14 protein-coding genes are annotated in these 12916 nt (G+C 47.9%); 13 read left to right on the top strand and 1 reads right to left on the bottom strand.

Going from position 1 to position 12916, the window contains the following annotated elements; all coding sequences use genetic code 11:
• The first annotated feature begins 15 nt into the window (after positions 1 to 15).
• Together ASG34_RS10020 and trmB are read left to right on the top strand one after the other, a co-directional pair.
• Positions 16 to 1185 (top strand): class I SAM-dependent methyltransferase, encoded by a 1170-nt coding sequence (locus tag ASG34_RS10020; RefSeq protein WP_055830113.1) that lies wholly within the window; start codon positions 16 to 18, stop codon positions 1183 to 1185.
• Positions 1186 to 1496: 311 nt separating this feature from the next.
• A complete protein-coding gene (trmB, locus tag ASG34_RS10015) occupies positions 1497 to 2210 on the top strand; it encodes a tRNA (guanosine(46)-N7)-methyltransferase TrmB (RefSeq protein ID WP_082504870.1) in 714 nt (237 codons plus the stop codon).
• A gap of 31 nt (positions 2211 to 2241) precedes the next feature.
• Here trmB and yihA read toward each other — a convergent pair whose 3' ends face one another.
• Positions 2242 to 2877 carry a ribosome biogenesis GTP-binding protein YihA/YsxC gene (yihA, locus tag ASG34_RS10010; RefSeq protein WP_055830110.1) on the bottom strand — a complete coding sequence of 212 codons (636 nt, stop codon included), beginning with the start codon at positions 2875 to 2877 and terminating at the stop codon, positions 2242 to 2244.
• Between the two features lie 158 nt (positions 2878 to 3035).
• On the opposite strand from yihA, the gene ASG34_RS10005 reads away from it, so the two are divergent.
• From ASG34_RS10005 to ASG34_RS09955, 11 genes are all read left to right on the top strand, one after another.
• A complete protein-coding gene (locus tag ASG34_RS10005; RefSeq protein ID WP_327037586.1) occupies positions 3036 to 3629 on the top strand; it encodes a c-type cytochrome in 594 nt (197 codons plus the stop codon).
• A gap of 237 nt (positions 3630 to 3866) precedes the next feature.
• Positions 3867 to 5789, top strand: a complete 1923-nt coding sequence (locus ASG34_RS10000) for a cytochrome c biogenesis protein ResB (protein WP_055830867.1) — start codon at positions 3867 to 3869, stop codon at positions 5787 to 5789.
• Positions 5790 to 5818: 29 nt separating this feature from the next.
• Positions 5819 to 6964, top strand: a complete 1146-nt coding sequence (ccsB, locus tag ASG34_RS09995) for a c-type cytochrome biogenesis protein CcsB (RefSeq protein ID WP_055830108.1) — start codon at positions 5819 to 5821, stop codon at positions 6962 to 6964.
• 238 nt (positions 6965 to 7202) lie between these two features.
• Entirely contained in the window at positions 7203 to 7844 is a 642-nt protein-coding gene (locus ASG34_RS09990) for a type II secretion system protein (protein WP_055830107.1), read from the top strand.
• 129 nt (positions 7845 to 7973) lie between these two features.
• Positions 7974 to 8777 (top strand): ABC transporter ATP-binding protein, encoded by an 804-nt coding sequence (locus tag ASG34_RS09985; protein WP_055830106.1) that lies wholly within the window; start codon positions 7974 to 7976, stop codon positions 8775 to 8777.
• Positions 8777 to 9562 carry a lipid asymmetry maintenance ABC transporter permease subunit MlaE gene (gene mlaE, locus ASG34_RS09980; protein WP_055830104.1) on the top strand — a complete coding sequence of 262 codons (786 nt, stop codon included), beginning with the start codon at positions 8777 to 8779 and terminating at the stop codon, positions 9560 to 9562. The genes ASG34_RS09985 and mlaE overlap by 1 nt, the downstream gene beginning before the upstream one ends.
• Before the next feature lie 37 nt (positions 9563 to 9599).
• Positions 9600 to 10145: an outer membrane lipid asymmetry maintenance protein MlaD gene (gene mlaD / locus ASG34_RS09975; protein ID WP_055830103.1), complete on the top strand. Its 546-nt coding sequence runs from the start codon at positions 9600 to 9602 to the stop codon at positions 10143 to 10145.
• A gap of 26 nt (positions 10146 to 10171) precedes the next feature.
• The gene (locus ASG34_RS09970; protein WP_200934442.1) at positions 10172 to 10774 is read left to right on the top strand and encodes an MlaC/ttg2D family ABC transporter substrate-binding protein; all 603 of its coding nucleotides are present in this window, start codon (positions 10172 to 10174) and stop codon (positions 10772 to 10774) included.
• Positions 10775 to 10792: 18 nt separating this feature from the next.
• Complete coding sequence (locus ASG34_RS09965; RefSeq protein WP_088178521.1) at positions 10793 to 11086, top strand: STAS domain-containing protein; 294 nt, start codon at positions 10793 to 10795, stop codon at positions 11084 to 11086.
• A gap of 78 nt (positions 11087 to 11164) precedes the next feature.
• A complete protein-coding gene (locus tag ASG34_RS09960; RefSeq protein ID WP_200934441.1) occupies positions 11165 to 12076 on the top strand; it encodes an ABC transporter ATP-binding protein in 912 nt (303 codons plus the stop codon).
• Complete coding sequence (locus tag ASG34_RS09955) at positions 12076 to 12894, top strand: ABC transporter permease (protein ID WP_055830090.1); 819 nt, start codon at positions 12076 to 12078, stop codon at positions 12892 to 12894. The genes ASG34_RS09960 and ASG34_RS09955 overlap by 1 nt, the downstream gene beginning before the upstream one ends.
• Positions 12895 to 12916 lie beyond the last annotated feature (22 nt).

Raw genomic sequence — 12916 nt, 5'->3', positions numbered from 1 at the left:
CATTATAATGGTTGAATGACTGCGCAAACCATTTCTTCAAGATTGCCCGCACTGGATGCTAGTGCTCAACAACATAGCGAGGCCGTCGTCGCGCATATCCAGCAGCAGATAGATCAGCAAGGCGGCTGGATCACCTTTGCGGATTATATGCAGATGGCTCTATATACACCGCAGCTTGGCTACTACAGTGGTGACGCCAACAAGTTTGGCCGGGCAGGAGACTTTGTCACCGCTCCCGAGATATCACCTTTATTTGCTCGCGCTGTGGCAAACCAGATTAACCAGGTACTGAGTGATTCCGGTGGTGATGTTTTAGAGTTGGGCGCCGGGACCGGCAAGCTGGCGATCGGCATATTGCAACAGTTGAATGCACTTGGGCAATTGCCTGATCATTATTGCATCCTGGATGTAAGCGCCAGCTTGCGTGAGAGGCAGCAGCAAAACTTGCAGCAATCCTTGCCTGAAGCGGTTTTTTCCCGCGTGCGGTGGCTGGATACTTTGCCGGAAACAATGACTGGTGTCGTGTTAGGCAATGAAGTGCTGGATGCGATTCCGGTGCATATTGTGTGCTGGAGAAGTGGGCAGTGGCTGGAACGGGGTGTAACTTATAACCAAGGATTAATTTGGCAGGATCGCCCGCTACAAGATTTGTCGATAGTTCAACATATAGATAGCGGCCAGCTACCAGACGATTATGTCACCGAAGTATGCCCGGCTGCGCAAGGCCTGATCGCCAGTTTGGCGGCAATGTTGCAGCGAGGGTTGATTGTGCAGATTGATTACGGTTTTGCAGCACGCGAGTATTATCACCCGCAACGCAGCCAGGGCACAGTCATGTGCCACTTCCAGCATTATGCGCATGATGATCCGTTTATCTATCCCGGTTTGCAAGACATCACTGCGCATGTGAATTTTACGGCCATGGCTGAAACGGCACTTGCGCATGGCTTGAGTTGTGCAGGCTACACCCCGCAGGCACAGTTTTTAATTAACTGTGGCATTTTGCAGATGCTGGAAGCAGTATCGCCGGAAGACAATGGGCGTTATTTACCTGCGGTGGCGGCGGTGCAGAAGTTGCTCTCCCCGGCAGAGATGGGCGAGTTGTTTAAGGTATTGGCATTGGGTAAGGGGTTGGAATTGCCGTTGGTGGGGTTTTTGCAGGGGGATAAGCGGCATCAGTTGTGATTGCTGTTCTCAGAGCATGCTTTTTAACTACTCAGTACCTTACGTGTAGGGAAAGCTGTTGCTCACTTCAATATACTTTAAATTGCGGCGGAGGCTGGAATTTAGACAATGTTCATGTTTAGCTTTTTTGCATCTGCTGTGACGTTCTAATCAGTAACTCTTTGGATGGTTGGTGCTGTGTTTCGGCATTTTCTTTCGCCTAGAGGCGAAAAAGAACGCTTAATCCCCCACCCTAAGACTAATTCTCTACAAGAAATCATCTATTCTCCCAAGTGCTAAGGAAATTCACGCTCTAAAGTATAATGCGCCCCATGACTGAAATCGATCAAACACCTGAATCCTCTGAAGCCCCTTACCAACGCCGCATCCGCAGTTTCGTCCTGCGCCAAGGTCGCTTGACCAAAGGTCAAGAGCGCGCCCTGGAAACTGCCTGGCCGCAATTCGGCATTGAATATGCCGAGCAATCCCTGGATCTGGCTAAAACTTTTGGCCGTGACAACAGCCCGAAAATCCTTGAAATCGGTTTCGGGATGGGTGATGCAACTGCAAAAATTGCCCAGACTTTGCCGGACAGTGATTTTCTGGCAGTCGAAGTGCACACGCCTGGCGTGGGTGGTTTGCTTAAGTTGATGCAGGAAGGCGATATTTCCAATATTCGTATTCTGCAACACGACGCGGTAGAAGTTTTACAGAATATGTTGGCTGATGCCTCACTGGATGGCGTGCATATATTCTTTCCTGACCCTTGGCACAAAAAACGCCATCACAAACGCCGCTTGATACAAGCTGAGTTTGTGCAGCTGTTATGTTCAAAACTGAAAGCGGGCGCTTACATTCACGTAGCCACTGACTGGCAAGAATATGCTGAATGGGTCTTGGAAGTTTTGCGAGCTGAACCACTATTGCAAAATACGGCGGTGGATTATGCTGAGAAACCAGCCTACAGACCACTAACCAAGTTTGAAAATCGTGGCCTGAAACTTGGCCATGGTGTATGGGATTTAGTGTTTAAACGTATTGGTTAACAGCCATGGTAAATGTTGGAAACTGCAGCTTCTAATCTGGTAAAGGTTGTTCTGCTGCGGGGTCTGTTTCAGCAGTTGAAAACCATTCTCCCAACACTTTTTCTGCTTCATCCACACCTTGTTTTTTCAGGCTGGAAAATAATTGCACGCTGATTTCTTCACCCCAGGTGTCTTTAAGTTCCTTGCGAACTTTATTCAAGGTGATGGTTGATTCGCCGCGTGACAGTTTGTCACTTTTGGTCAGCAACACATGCACCGGTTTGCCGGTCGGGCAAAACCAGTCCAGCATTTGTTTATCCAGCGGCGTCAGTGGATGGCGGCTATCCATCACCAATACCAAACCGGCAAGGCTTCTGCGTTCGCTCAGGTAACGGGAAAGTACATTTTGCCAGTGCGTGCGCATGGCTTCCGGCACTTTCGCATAGCCGTAGCCAGGTAAATCCACCAGGTGCTTGTCATCACCAAGCGTGAAGAAGTTTATTAATTGTGTACGGCCAGGTTGTTTGCTGACAAATGCAAGGCGATTATGGTTAGCCAATGTATTCAGTGCGCTGGATTTTCCGGCGTTCGAGCGTCCCGCAAATGCAACTTCAATGCCGCTTGCAGGCGGGAGGTCACGTAAATGATGTGCCGAGATGTGAAAGCGGGCGTTTTGGAAAACTGGCATGGTGGGGTTGAGTTGCCTCAAGGTTTTATGGACTATTCAGCCATGAATGCTATCACGAACAGGGTTTGTTTGATAAAATGGCGCCAAATAAAATGTTGGGGCATTGAATTATGTTGAAGAGTTTTAAAGCAGGATTGTGTGCACTGCTGGCGATTAGTATGACTATAGCTATTCAGCCTGCATTTGCGGAAGAAGCCGCTACTAACGAAGCCGCACCTGAAGTGAATAGTCCGGATAAAGTGGTGCAAAATGTGTGCGCTGCCTGCCATGGCGCAGACGGCAATAGCGTGATTACGACCAACCCGAAACTGGCGGGTCAGCATCCCGAGTATTTAGTCAAGCAATTGTCTAACTTTAAAGATGGCTCGCGTGCTAACGCAGTGATGTCTGGCATGGCGAGTACCTTGAGCCAGGAAGACATGGAAGGCATTGCTAAATACTTCTCCAATCAAAGCATCAAGCTGGCGAAAGCGAAAGAAAACGGTAAGGGCTCACTGGGTGAGAAAATTTACCGTGGCGGTATCGCGGCGAATAAAGTGCCGGCCTGTGCGGCTTGCCATGGTGTGACTGGTGCCGGTTTGCCTAAACAGTTCCCGCGCCTGGCAGGCCAGCATACCGATTACACCGTGCAGCAGTTGCGCACTTTCCGTACCGGTGAGCGCGCCAATGCGCCGATGATGATGACGATTGCTGCCAAAATGAGTGATGCTGAAATGCAGGCTGTGGCAGATTACATTCAAGGTCTGCGTTAATCTGCGCAAGATGCATAAAGGTGGCCACGGCCACCTTTTTTGCTAAATGCTGGCAGATCGAGTTTTGCAAAAACGTAAGCAATTGTGCAACCTTTTATCGTCAATGTCGTCCACCCATGCGCGTGCAACGTTGTACGTCATAATTTCCCTCTGCTAATCATCTAAGCCAAACCTGAAGAGAGTATATTGAAAGCGTCCGTTCCTTTATCCCAGCGTATTTACGAACTGATGAGTTCCATGCGCTTTGCCGTGAGCTTGCTGACATTGCTCGGCGTGGCTTCGATTATTGGTACTGTTCTTAAGCAAAACGAGCCTTATCAAAATTACATCATCAAGTTCGGCCAGTTCTGGTTTGAGCTGTTTGAGTTACTGGGCCTGCTGGATGTTTACCATGCTGCCTGGTTTTTGCTGATTTTATTGTTTCTGGTGATTTCGACCACGCTGTGCGTTTTCCGCAATACACCGGTGATGCTCAAGGAGTGGAAAGCCTATAAGGAAAATGCTACCGAGAAATCCTTGCGCTTATTTAGCCACCAGACGAGTTTAACTGCTGCGCAACCTGTTGCAGATACGCAATCAAGACTGAGTGATTTTTTATCCGCTGAGCGCTATACCTTTAAAACCAGACAACAGGATAACGGTGATGTGCTGATGGCGGCACGCTTGGGTACGCATCAGCGCCTGGGCTATATTTTTACGCATACCGCAATTGTCGTGATTTGTTTTGGTGGTTTGCTGGATGGCAATTTGCCTTTAAAAGTGCAGGAACTATTAGGATTCAAGAAAATTGAAACGCGGGATATCGCTTCGCGCAAAGTACCTGAAGAAAGTCGGCTGGGTGTGAATAATCTGTCGTTTCGTGCCAACATGACCTTGCCTGAAGGAGAGCGCGATAATGTGGCTTTTGTGCGCATACGTGATGGTTACCTGGTGCAGGATTTGCCATTCATCGTAGCACTTAAAGATTTCCGCATTGAACATTATCCAACCGGCATGCCGAAATCGTTTGAGAGCGATATTGTCATTACTGACCCGGAGCTGACCAAGCCGATTGAAGCGACTGTACGAGTCAATCACCCATATATTCATAAAGGCATTGCCATTTATCAGTCCGATTTCCAGGATGGCGGTTCGCAACTCAAATTCAAGTTGTGGAATCTGGCGGCAGCTAATCAGGATGGTTTTGATGTGGATGGCGTGATCCTGCAAAAAGGGTCACTGGGAGAAGGTGCGGATAAACTGAGTGTGGAATTCAACGAGTTCCGCCAGTTTAATATCCTGAATTTATCCAAAGATGGTAAAGGCAAGCCACACAATGTCGGGCCGAATACCACCTTGAAGTTACGTAATGCCAGCGGCCAGGCTCGCGAGTATGTGAATTACATGCAGCCATTGCAACTGGACGGTCGTGCCTATTTTGTTTCCGGTATGCGCGAAACCGTGCAGGATGAATTCAAGTATTTGCGGGTGCCAGCAGATGATGAACTTGAAATCACCGGTTTTATGGCTTTGCGCCAGACCATGCGTAATGAGCAATCAATCCGCGACATTGCCAGCCAGGTGGCGAAGCAGATGCCTAGTGGCAATGCGCAGTTGAAAGTGCAGTTTGAGCAAAGCTTGCAGCAGTTGTTGCTGACGTTCAAACGCGGTGGCTACAGTGAGCTTTCTAACATTATTGAGAAAGCAGTACCTAAAGACCAGCGCGAACAAGCTGCGCAAACTTATTTAAAATTATTGAATACGGCTGCATTGCAGGCTTACCAGATCAGCCGTGCGCAGCGAAATCTGGCGCCGGCGCCGCAAGATCAAGCGACCGCGATATTTATTCAAGATAGTTTAAATGCCATGAACGACCTGTTTTTCTATGGCACACCTTATTATTTCCAGTTAAAAGATTACACGCTTAAACAGGCAAGTGGTTTCCAGTTGACGCGTTCGCCGGGGCAGAATTGGGTATATCTGGGCTCTGTGATGCTGGTACTGGGTATTTTTTCTATGTTTTATATCAGGGAACGCCGTGTCTGGTTACTAATCAAACCAGCACAGCAAGAAGTTTTGCTGGCAATGTCATCCAACCGTAAAAATATGGATCTGGACCAGGATTTTGCACGCATGCAACAGCAACTTACCACGTTGTTGCAAACAGGGCAGGCGGCTTAACTGCTTGTCCGTACATAAAGGGGAATGCGATGAACACATCACCATCATGGACTAAACAACCTTCGTTCTGGCAAACGCTGACCACGTATGACTGGTTATACGCGGTGTTGCTGCTGGCAGGCGGATTGTTTTCTTACCAGCGTTACGCTGGTTACATGGATATTTACGAAGTTGGCTTTCTGTTTGGAGCAGTTGGCGTTTTCAGTTATCTGGGCTGGCGCTGGTCGGCGATTGCCAGGCTGGTACTTGGTGTTGCGATTATCAGTTTGCTGGGTGTTTACACTTATCAGGGTGACCTTGCGAATGGCGGACAACGTTTCCTGCTCAAGTTCTTGCTTTCCAGCCAATCGGCAGTGATGTGGATGAATGTATTGTTCGTACTCGCAATGCTTACTTACTGGCTGGCACTGTTTCAGCGCTCGGAATTTACTGCAAAAGTGGCTTCGGCCTTGACCTGGTCGGCAACCTTGTTTGGCTTTGTCGGGCTGATGGTGCGCTGGTATGAGTCTTATTTGATCGCACCTGATATTGGCCATATACCTATCAGCAATTTGTACGAAGTATTTATCCTGTTTTGCCTGATTACTGCCTTGCTTTATTTGCATTATGAGCAGCTATTCAAAACCCGTCAGCTGGGTGGTTTTGTGCTGGTGGTGATCAACGCCGCCGTTGGTTTTATCCTCTGGTATACCTTTGATCGTCATGCGAATGAAATCCAGCCTTTGGTGCCGGCACTACAAAGTTACTGGATGAAAATCCACGTCCCGGCTAATTTTATCGGTTACGGTGCTTTCTCATTAGCAGCCATGGTTGCGGGCGCTTATTTGCTGGTTAAAAAGGGAGTGCTGGCCAGCCGTTTACCTGCACTTCATGTGCTGGATGACCTGATGTACAAAGCGATTGCCATCGGCTTTGCCTTCTTTACCATTGCCACTATTCTGGGTGCGATGTGGGCGGCAGAGGCCTGGGGCGGTTATTGGTCCTGGGATCCCAAAGAGACTTGGGCGCTAATCGTCTGGCTTAACTATGCAGCCTGGTTACACTTGCGCCTGATGAAAGGCTTGCGCGGAACCGTATTGGCCTGGTGGGCGTTGGTTGGCTTGCTGGTTACAACCTTTGCTTTCCTTGGTGTGAATATGTTCCTGAGTGGATTGCATTCATACGGCACTTTATAGTGTGAAAGTTTGGGATAGAAAACTTTATCAAAAGATAAAATTTTAAAAAGTAATTCTAAAGAAGGGCAGGCGTTGAACGTTTGCCCTTTTTGTTTGAATACTCCAAAAAAAATCAAAGCTTAAAATTAACTAATGTTTATTTTTATTAATAAATGTTAATATTTTGAGCGTTGAATCGTTTATGAAAGCTCGATTCAGCATATAAATGCTTTTAAAAATAAATAACAGGAGAATTCAAATGAAGAGGCAACATGGGTTTAGTTTGATTGAATTGGCAATTGTTCTGGTAATTGCAGGTTTATTGCTGGCAGGCGTGATGCGTGGGCAGGAGTTAATCGCCAATGCAAAAGTGAAGAGTCTGGCTAGCGATTTCAGGAATATCCCAACTTACTTTTATGGCTATCAGGACCGGTTTCGCGTTTTGCCGGGTGATGATCATGCCGCCGGCACACATTTAAATGGCGGTACTAGCGCCACCACTGCTGGTCAAACACAAAACGGTTTGATACAAGGCGCCTGGAATTCGGATACTGCCACTGATGAGTCTTTCTTGTTGTGGCAACATTTGCGCCTAGGTGGATTGGCCACTGGTGCTACTGACACGGGCAGTACGCAATATATTCCGCGCAACAGTGAAGGTGGCAGGGTGGGTGTCACTAGTGTTGATGCTTTAGGTGCGGTCAGCGCGAATACTTTTAACAGCGCGCATGCCATGTGTTCGGACGGAATTCTTGGCAGATATGCCACTCAGCTCGACACAATGCTGGATGATGGTGCCGGTAATACTGGCGTGATGAGGATATTGGTCAATGGTACACAAGGAGTGGGTGAGGCAACACCTCAACCAGCCACGCCCTACTTAGTTTGCATGAGTTTTTAGTGTAGAATACAACACATCTTTAACGCAAAAAGCCTGTTTTACGGGCTTTTTGTTTTATACGTTTTACATACAGAATTCTCAACGGTTTCTGATTTAGAATGAGAGCCGCTTGCAAAAGAATCCAACCACATGGCCCAATCAATCGTAGAAATAAAAGATCTTTCCTTTGGTTACAAAGGTAAATTGCTGCATCACGGCATCAATATGACCTTTCCTAAAGGTAAGGTGATTGCGATTATGGGAGGTAGCGGTAGTGGTAAAACCACTTTGTTGCGCCTGATAGGCGGTCAACTTAAACCGACCAAAGGTGAGGTGCAAGTAAGTGGCGAAATAGTACACAAACAAGACCGTGACGGTATTTACCGTTTGCGCAGGAAAATGGGCATGCTGTTTCAGCATGGGGCTCTGTTCACCGATTTGTCCGTGTTTGAGAATGTGGCTTTCCCGATTCGTGAGCATACCGATTTACCGGAAAGCATGATTCGCGACCTTGTACTGATGAAGCTGAATGCCGTGGGCTTGCGCGGGGCGCATGCGTTACGCCCGACCGAGTTATCTGGCGGGATGGCGCGACGCGTGGCTTTGGCTAGGGCGATTGCGCTGGATCCCAGCATTATCATGTATGACGAGCCCTTTGCCGGACTGGATCCGATTTCGATGGCAGTGATCTGTGATTTGATCCGCAGCCTTAATGATGCCTTGGGCGCAACTTCTATCATCGTCACGCATGATGTGGAAGAAACCTTCCAGTTTGCGGACTATGTATATTTTGTGGCAAATGGCGTCGTTGCCGCTGAAGGTACGCCTGAAGATTTGCGCAAGTCCGAAATGCCGTTTGTACACCAGTTTGTGCATGGCGAAAAAGATGGTCCGGTACCATTCCACTACGCGGCGCCTGAATATCATGCCAGTTTGTTGAGAGGGGCACGTTAATGCGTAAAATCGAACGGCTGCTCAAAAATCTTGGCGCAGGCTTTATTAACAAGATGTGGCGGTTTGGCGCTGGTGCCAGATTGTTTGGGTTAACACTGGTTTCTTCCGGGGAAAGTTTCCGCCGTTTCCGCTTAACGATACGCGAAGTCTATTTCACCGGCGTGTTGTCGCTGATCATCATTCTGGTATCGGCATTCTTCGTCGGTATGGTGCTGGCTTTGCAAGGCTACCATACACTACAAAAATACGGTTCATCAGAAGCCATCGGTGTATTGGTTGCACTGGCTTTGGTGCGTGAACTTGGTCCGGTGGTGACTGCACTGCTATTCGCCGGTCGCGCCGGTACTGCCATTACAGCCGAAATCGGCCTGATGAAAGCGACTGAGCAGCTTTCTGCAATGGAGATGATGGCGGTCAGCCCGATTGCGCGCGTGATCGCCCCCAGGTTCTGGGCGGGAGTGATCGCCATGCCTATCCTTGCCACGTTATTTACCATGATGGGTATTCTTGGTGGCTATATGGTTGCCGTGCCCTTGATCGGCGTGGATGCCGGTTCTTTCTGGTCGCAGATGCAGGCCAATGTAGATTGGGAATATGACATTCTGAATGGCGTTTTCAAAAGCTTGGTATTTGGTGTGGCATGTACGATGATTGCCTTGTTTGAAGGCTACGACGCTCCGCCAACGGCAGAAGGCGTCAGCCGGGCAACAACACGTACGGTGGTCACATCGTCACTGGCAGTATTGGCACTGGATTTTATATTAACGGCGTTCATGCTTGGCTAGAAAAATACTAGATCAAGAGCATTCGTGAGGAGCAGCAATGGAAAAAACAACAATTGATTTATGGGTGGGGATTTTTGTGGCAATGGGTTTTGCAGCTTTGCTGGGACTGGCCATGAAAGTAGGCAACCTGACGACCACAAATATTGGTGAAACTTATATGGTCACGGCGAACTTTGAGAATATTGGTGGTCTTAAACCACGTGCGCCAATTAAAAGCGCTGGCGTAGTGGTGGGCCGTGTTGAAGGAATTAAGCTGGATCCTAAAACTTATGAAGCCGTTGTGAGTCTCAACATCGACAAACGCTTCAGCTTCCCTAAAGATACTTTCGCGAATATTTACACTGCGGGTTTATTGGGTGAGCAATACGTAGGTCTGGAAGCTGGTGGCGATGAAAACAGCTTGAAAAATGGCGATAAAATTATTCAGACACAAGACGCCGTGGTCCTGGAAAAATTGATCAGTCAGTTTTTGTATAGCAAAGCCACTGAAAATGATGACAAACCGGCGAATACCGCTGCGACATCAACCGAAACTGGTGCTGATGCGTTAGATGCAAGTCCATTGGACAAAATTGGTAAGTAATTTAAATGCTTGATAAAGGGAATTCGATGAAAAAATGGTGGATGGCTTGTGCCATGTGGCTGGTAACTGGTGTTGCATTTGCGGGTTTGGCACCGGATCAACTGGTGAAGAAAACTGCGGATGATGTGATTGATGTCATCAAGTCTGACAAGGATATCCAGGCTGGCAACCAGCAAAAGATTTTTGCCTTGGCTGAAGAAAAAATTCTGCCAAACTTCGATTTTGATAAAGTATCACGTTTAGTTTTGGGTAAAAACTGGACAAAAGCGACACCTGAGCAACAATCAGCTTTCCAGGCTGAGTTTAAGACGCTGTTGCTGCGTACTTATGCGACTGCTTTGTCCAAATATAAAAACCAGACCATCGAATACAAGCCTTTCCGTCAGGAAGCTGGCGCAGAAACCGCAACTGTGAAAACAGCTATTCAGCAACCAGGTGGCGAGCCGATTTCTGTCGACTACACTTTGAGTAAAAAAGGCGAAGACTGGAAAGTGTTCGATATCGTGATCGAAAGTGTCAGCCTGGTGACAAACTATCGCAGCCAGTTCGCACAAGAAATCCGCCAGAACGGTTTGGACAGTTTGAACAAAAAGCTGGCTGAAAAAAACAAAGCCGCTACTGGTAAATAATTATCTCAAAGGGTCATCGTGGCAACTATTACGCAACAAGAGAATACATTGAGCTTTAGCGGAGATTTGTTGATCAATAACATCAATGATGCTTTGGCTCAGTTGCAGAAGTTACGCCTTGATCCGCCATTGACTTTGGATTTTTCCAAAGTGGAAGAGGTGGATACGGTGGCCGTTAGCCTGATCTTCGAGATTCAGCGACAGTTTCATCATGAGCACGCTCAGGCCGGGTCAGTCTCGGTGGTGGGGGTGCCTGACAACCTGCGTAGTTTGATGCAGTTATATGGTGTGGATAGTTTCTTGTTAAATTAACCAAACACTCAAGTCAGAAAACCCCAGCTCTGCATAGAGGTGGGGTTTCGTTTTTTTAGGATAGTGAAAGGCAACACCGTGGTGGCAGCCGTAAAAATTCAAGGAATAACCAAGCATTTTGGTGCGTTTGAAGCATTGCGTGGCATCGACCTGACCATAGAGCCGGGGGAATTCTTCGCTTTGTTAGGGCCGAATGGTGCCGGTAAATCGACACTCATCAATCTGCTGTCCGGTCTTATCAAGCCAACTAGTGGCCAGATCAGCATCATGGGCCACGATGTGCAAACATCGTATCAACAAGCGCGGATGGCCTTAGGCGTTGTACCGCAGGAGCTAGTGTTTGACCCATTTTTTAATGTTCGCGAAATGATGCGTTTCCAGGCGGGATATTTTGGCTGTGGCCCGGAAAACGATGCCTGGGTGGATGAAGTGATTGAAGGTCTGGGGCTCACCGATAAAGCACATACCAATATGCGTCAACTGTCCGGTGGTATGAAACGCCGTGCCCTGATTGCGCAGGCACTTGCACATAAACCGCCTGTCATTGTGCTTGATGAACCAACTGCGGGAGTTGATGTTGAGTTGCGCCAAATGCTCTGGGGATTTATCCAGAAGCTTAACCAGCAGGGCCATACCATTATCCTGACCACGCATTATCTGGAAGAGGCGGAAACACTCTGTGAGCGCATCGCGATGATGAAGAGTGGCAAGATTGTGGCACTGGATACTACGCAGCAGTTGTTACGTAGCCATGCTGCCAAGCAGCTGATATTGCGTCTCGAAGGCACGGTGCCGGCGCATCTGCATACTTTCATCAAGCACCAGAAGGAAGATTTGGTTATTTTCAATTTATCAGAAATTGCACAGGTTGAAACGATTTTATCTGCCCTGCGCCAGGCGCAAGTTACGGTAAAGGATATGCAATTGCAAGAAGTGGATTTAGAAGATGTGTTCCTGAATCTCGTGGGTAGTCATGGAGGTCAGGCATAATGAAATCACTTTTAACTTGGCTAAACCCTTTCTACTGGCTGGACAGCCATATCAGCTCGCGCAGGCGTGGCGTCTATACTTTGTTCAAAAAAGAGATGCTGCGCTTCTGGCGGGTGGCTTTTCAAACCATTGCGTCACCTATCATGACAGCATTGCTGTACCTGCTGATTTTTTCACATGTGCTGGAATCACATGTGAAAGTCTACGACCAAGTCAGCTACACGGCTTTTCTGGTGCCGGGGCTAATGATGATGTCTCTGCTGCAGAATGCTTTTGCTAATAGCTCGTCGAGCCTGATCCAGTCGAAAGTGATGGGCAATATTATCTTCCTGATGCTTACGCCGCTGACTTATATGGAATTTTTTGTAGCGTTCCTGGCGGCGTCAATGATTCGTGGTCTCGTAGTCGGTTTTAGCATTTATCTGGTGGCGCTGTGTTTTGTGGATGTGCCTACTGTGCACCCATGGTGGATCATTACATTTGCTTTGCTGGGCAGTGCGCTACTGGGGACTTTTGGTGTCATTGCCGGTATCTGGGCGGATAAGTTTGACCAGATGGCAGCTTTCCAGAACTTTGTGATTATGCCGCTGACGTTTTTATCTGGGGTGTTTTACTCTATCCATTCCTTGCCGCCATTCTGGCAAGCCGTCTCGCAACTTAACCCGTTTTTCTACATGATTGATGGGTTCAGGTACGGGTTTTTTGGGCAGGGCGATGTCTCGCCATGGCTAAGCGTCAGCGTTGTAGGCGTGTTTCTGCTGGCATTAGCGTGGGGTTGCCTAAAGATGTTAAAATCCGGTTATAAATTACGTAGTTAACTGGCTCAGGCAAAGGTGAAAA

The organism is Methylophilus sp. Leaf416, from assembly GCF_001424665.1.
In the GTDB taxonomy this organism is placed as follows: Bacteria; Pseudomonadota; Gammaproteobacteria; order Burkholderiales; family Methylophilaceae; genus Methylophilus.
This window is presented reverse-complemented; position numbering and strand designations above follow the sequence as displayed.

Coding starts and splice junctions, on each gene's coding strand:
- ASG34_RS10020 (WP_055830113.1), top strand. CDS start 16: ATGACTGCGCAAACCATTTCTTCAAGATTGCCCGCACTGGATGCTAGT.
- trmB (WP_082504870.1), top strand. CDS start 1,497: ATGACTGAAATCGATCAAACACCTGAATCCTCTGAAGCCCCTTACCAA.
- yihA (WP_055830110.1), bottom strand. CDS start 2,877: ATGCCAGTTTTCCAAAACGCCCGCTTTCACATCTCGGCACATCATTTA.
- ASG34_RS10005 (WP_327037586.1), top strand. CDS start 3,036: ATGACTATAGCTATTCAGCCTGCATTTGCGGAAGAAGCCGCTACTAAC.
- ASG34_RS10000 (WP_055830867.1), top strand. CDS start 3,867: ATGCGCTTTGCCGTGAGCTTGCTGACATTGCTCGGCGTGGCTTCGATT.
- ccsB (WP_055830108.1), top strand. CDS start 5,819: ATGAACACATCACCATCATGGACTAAACAACCTTCGTTCTGGCAAACG.
- ASG34_RS09990 (WP_055830107.1), top strand. CDS start 7,203: ATGAAGAGGCAACATGGGTTTAGTTTGATTGAATTGGCAATTGTTCTG.
- ASG34_RS09985 (WP_055830106.1), top strand. CDS start 7,974: ATGGCCCAATCAATCGTAGAAATAAAAGATCTTTCCTTTGGTTACAAA.
- mlaE (WP_055830104.1), top strand. CDS start 8,777: ATGCGTAAAATCGAACGGCTGCTCAAAAATCTTGGCGCAGGCTTTATT.
- mlaD (WP_055830103.1), top strand. CDS start 9,600: ATGGAAAAAACAACAATTGATTTATGGGTGGGGATTTTTGTGGCAATG.
- ASG34_RS09970 (WP_200934442.1), top strand. CDS start 10,172: ATGAAAAAATGGTGGATGGCTTGTGCCATGTGGCTGGTAACTGGTGTT.
- ASG34_RS09955 (WP_055830090.1), top strand. CDS start 12,076: ATGAAATCACTTTTAACTTGGCTAAACCCTTTCTACTGGCTGGACAGC.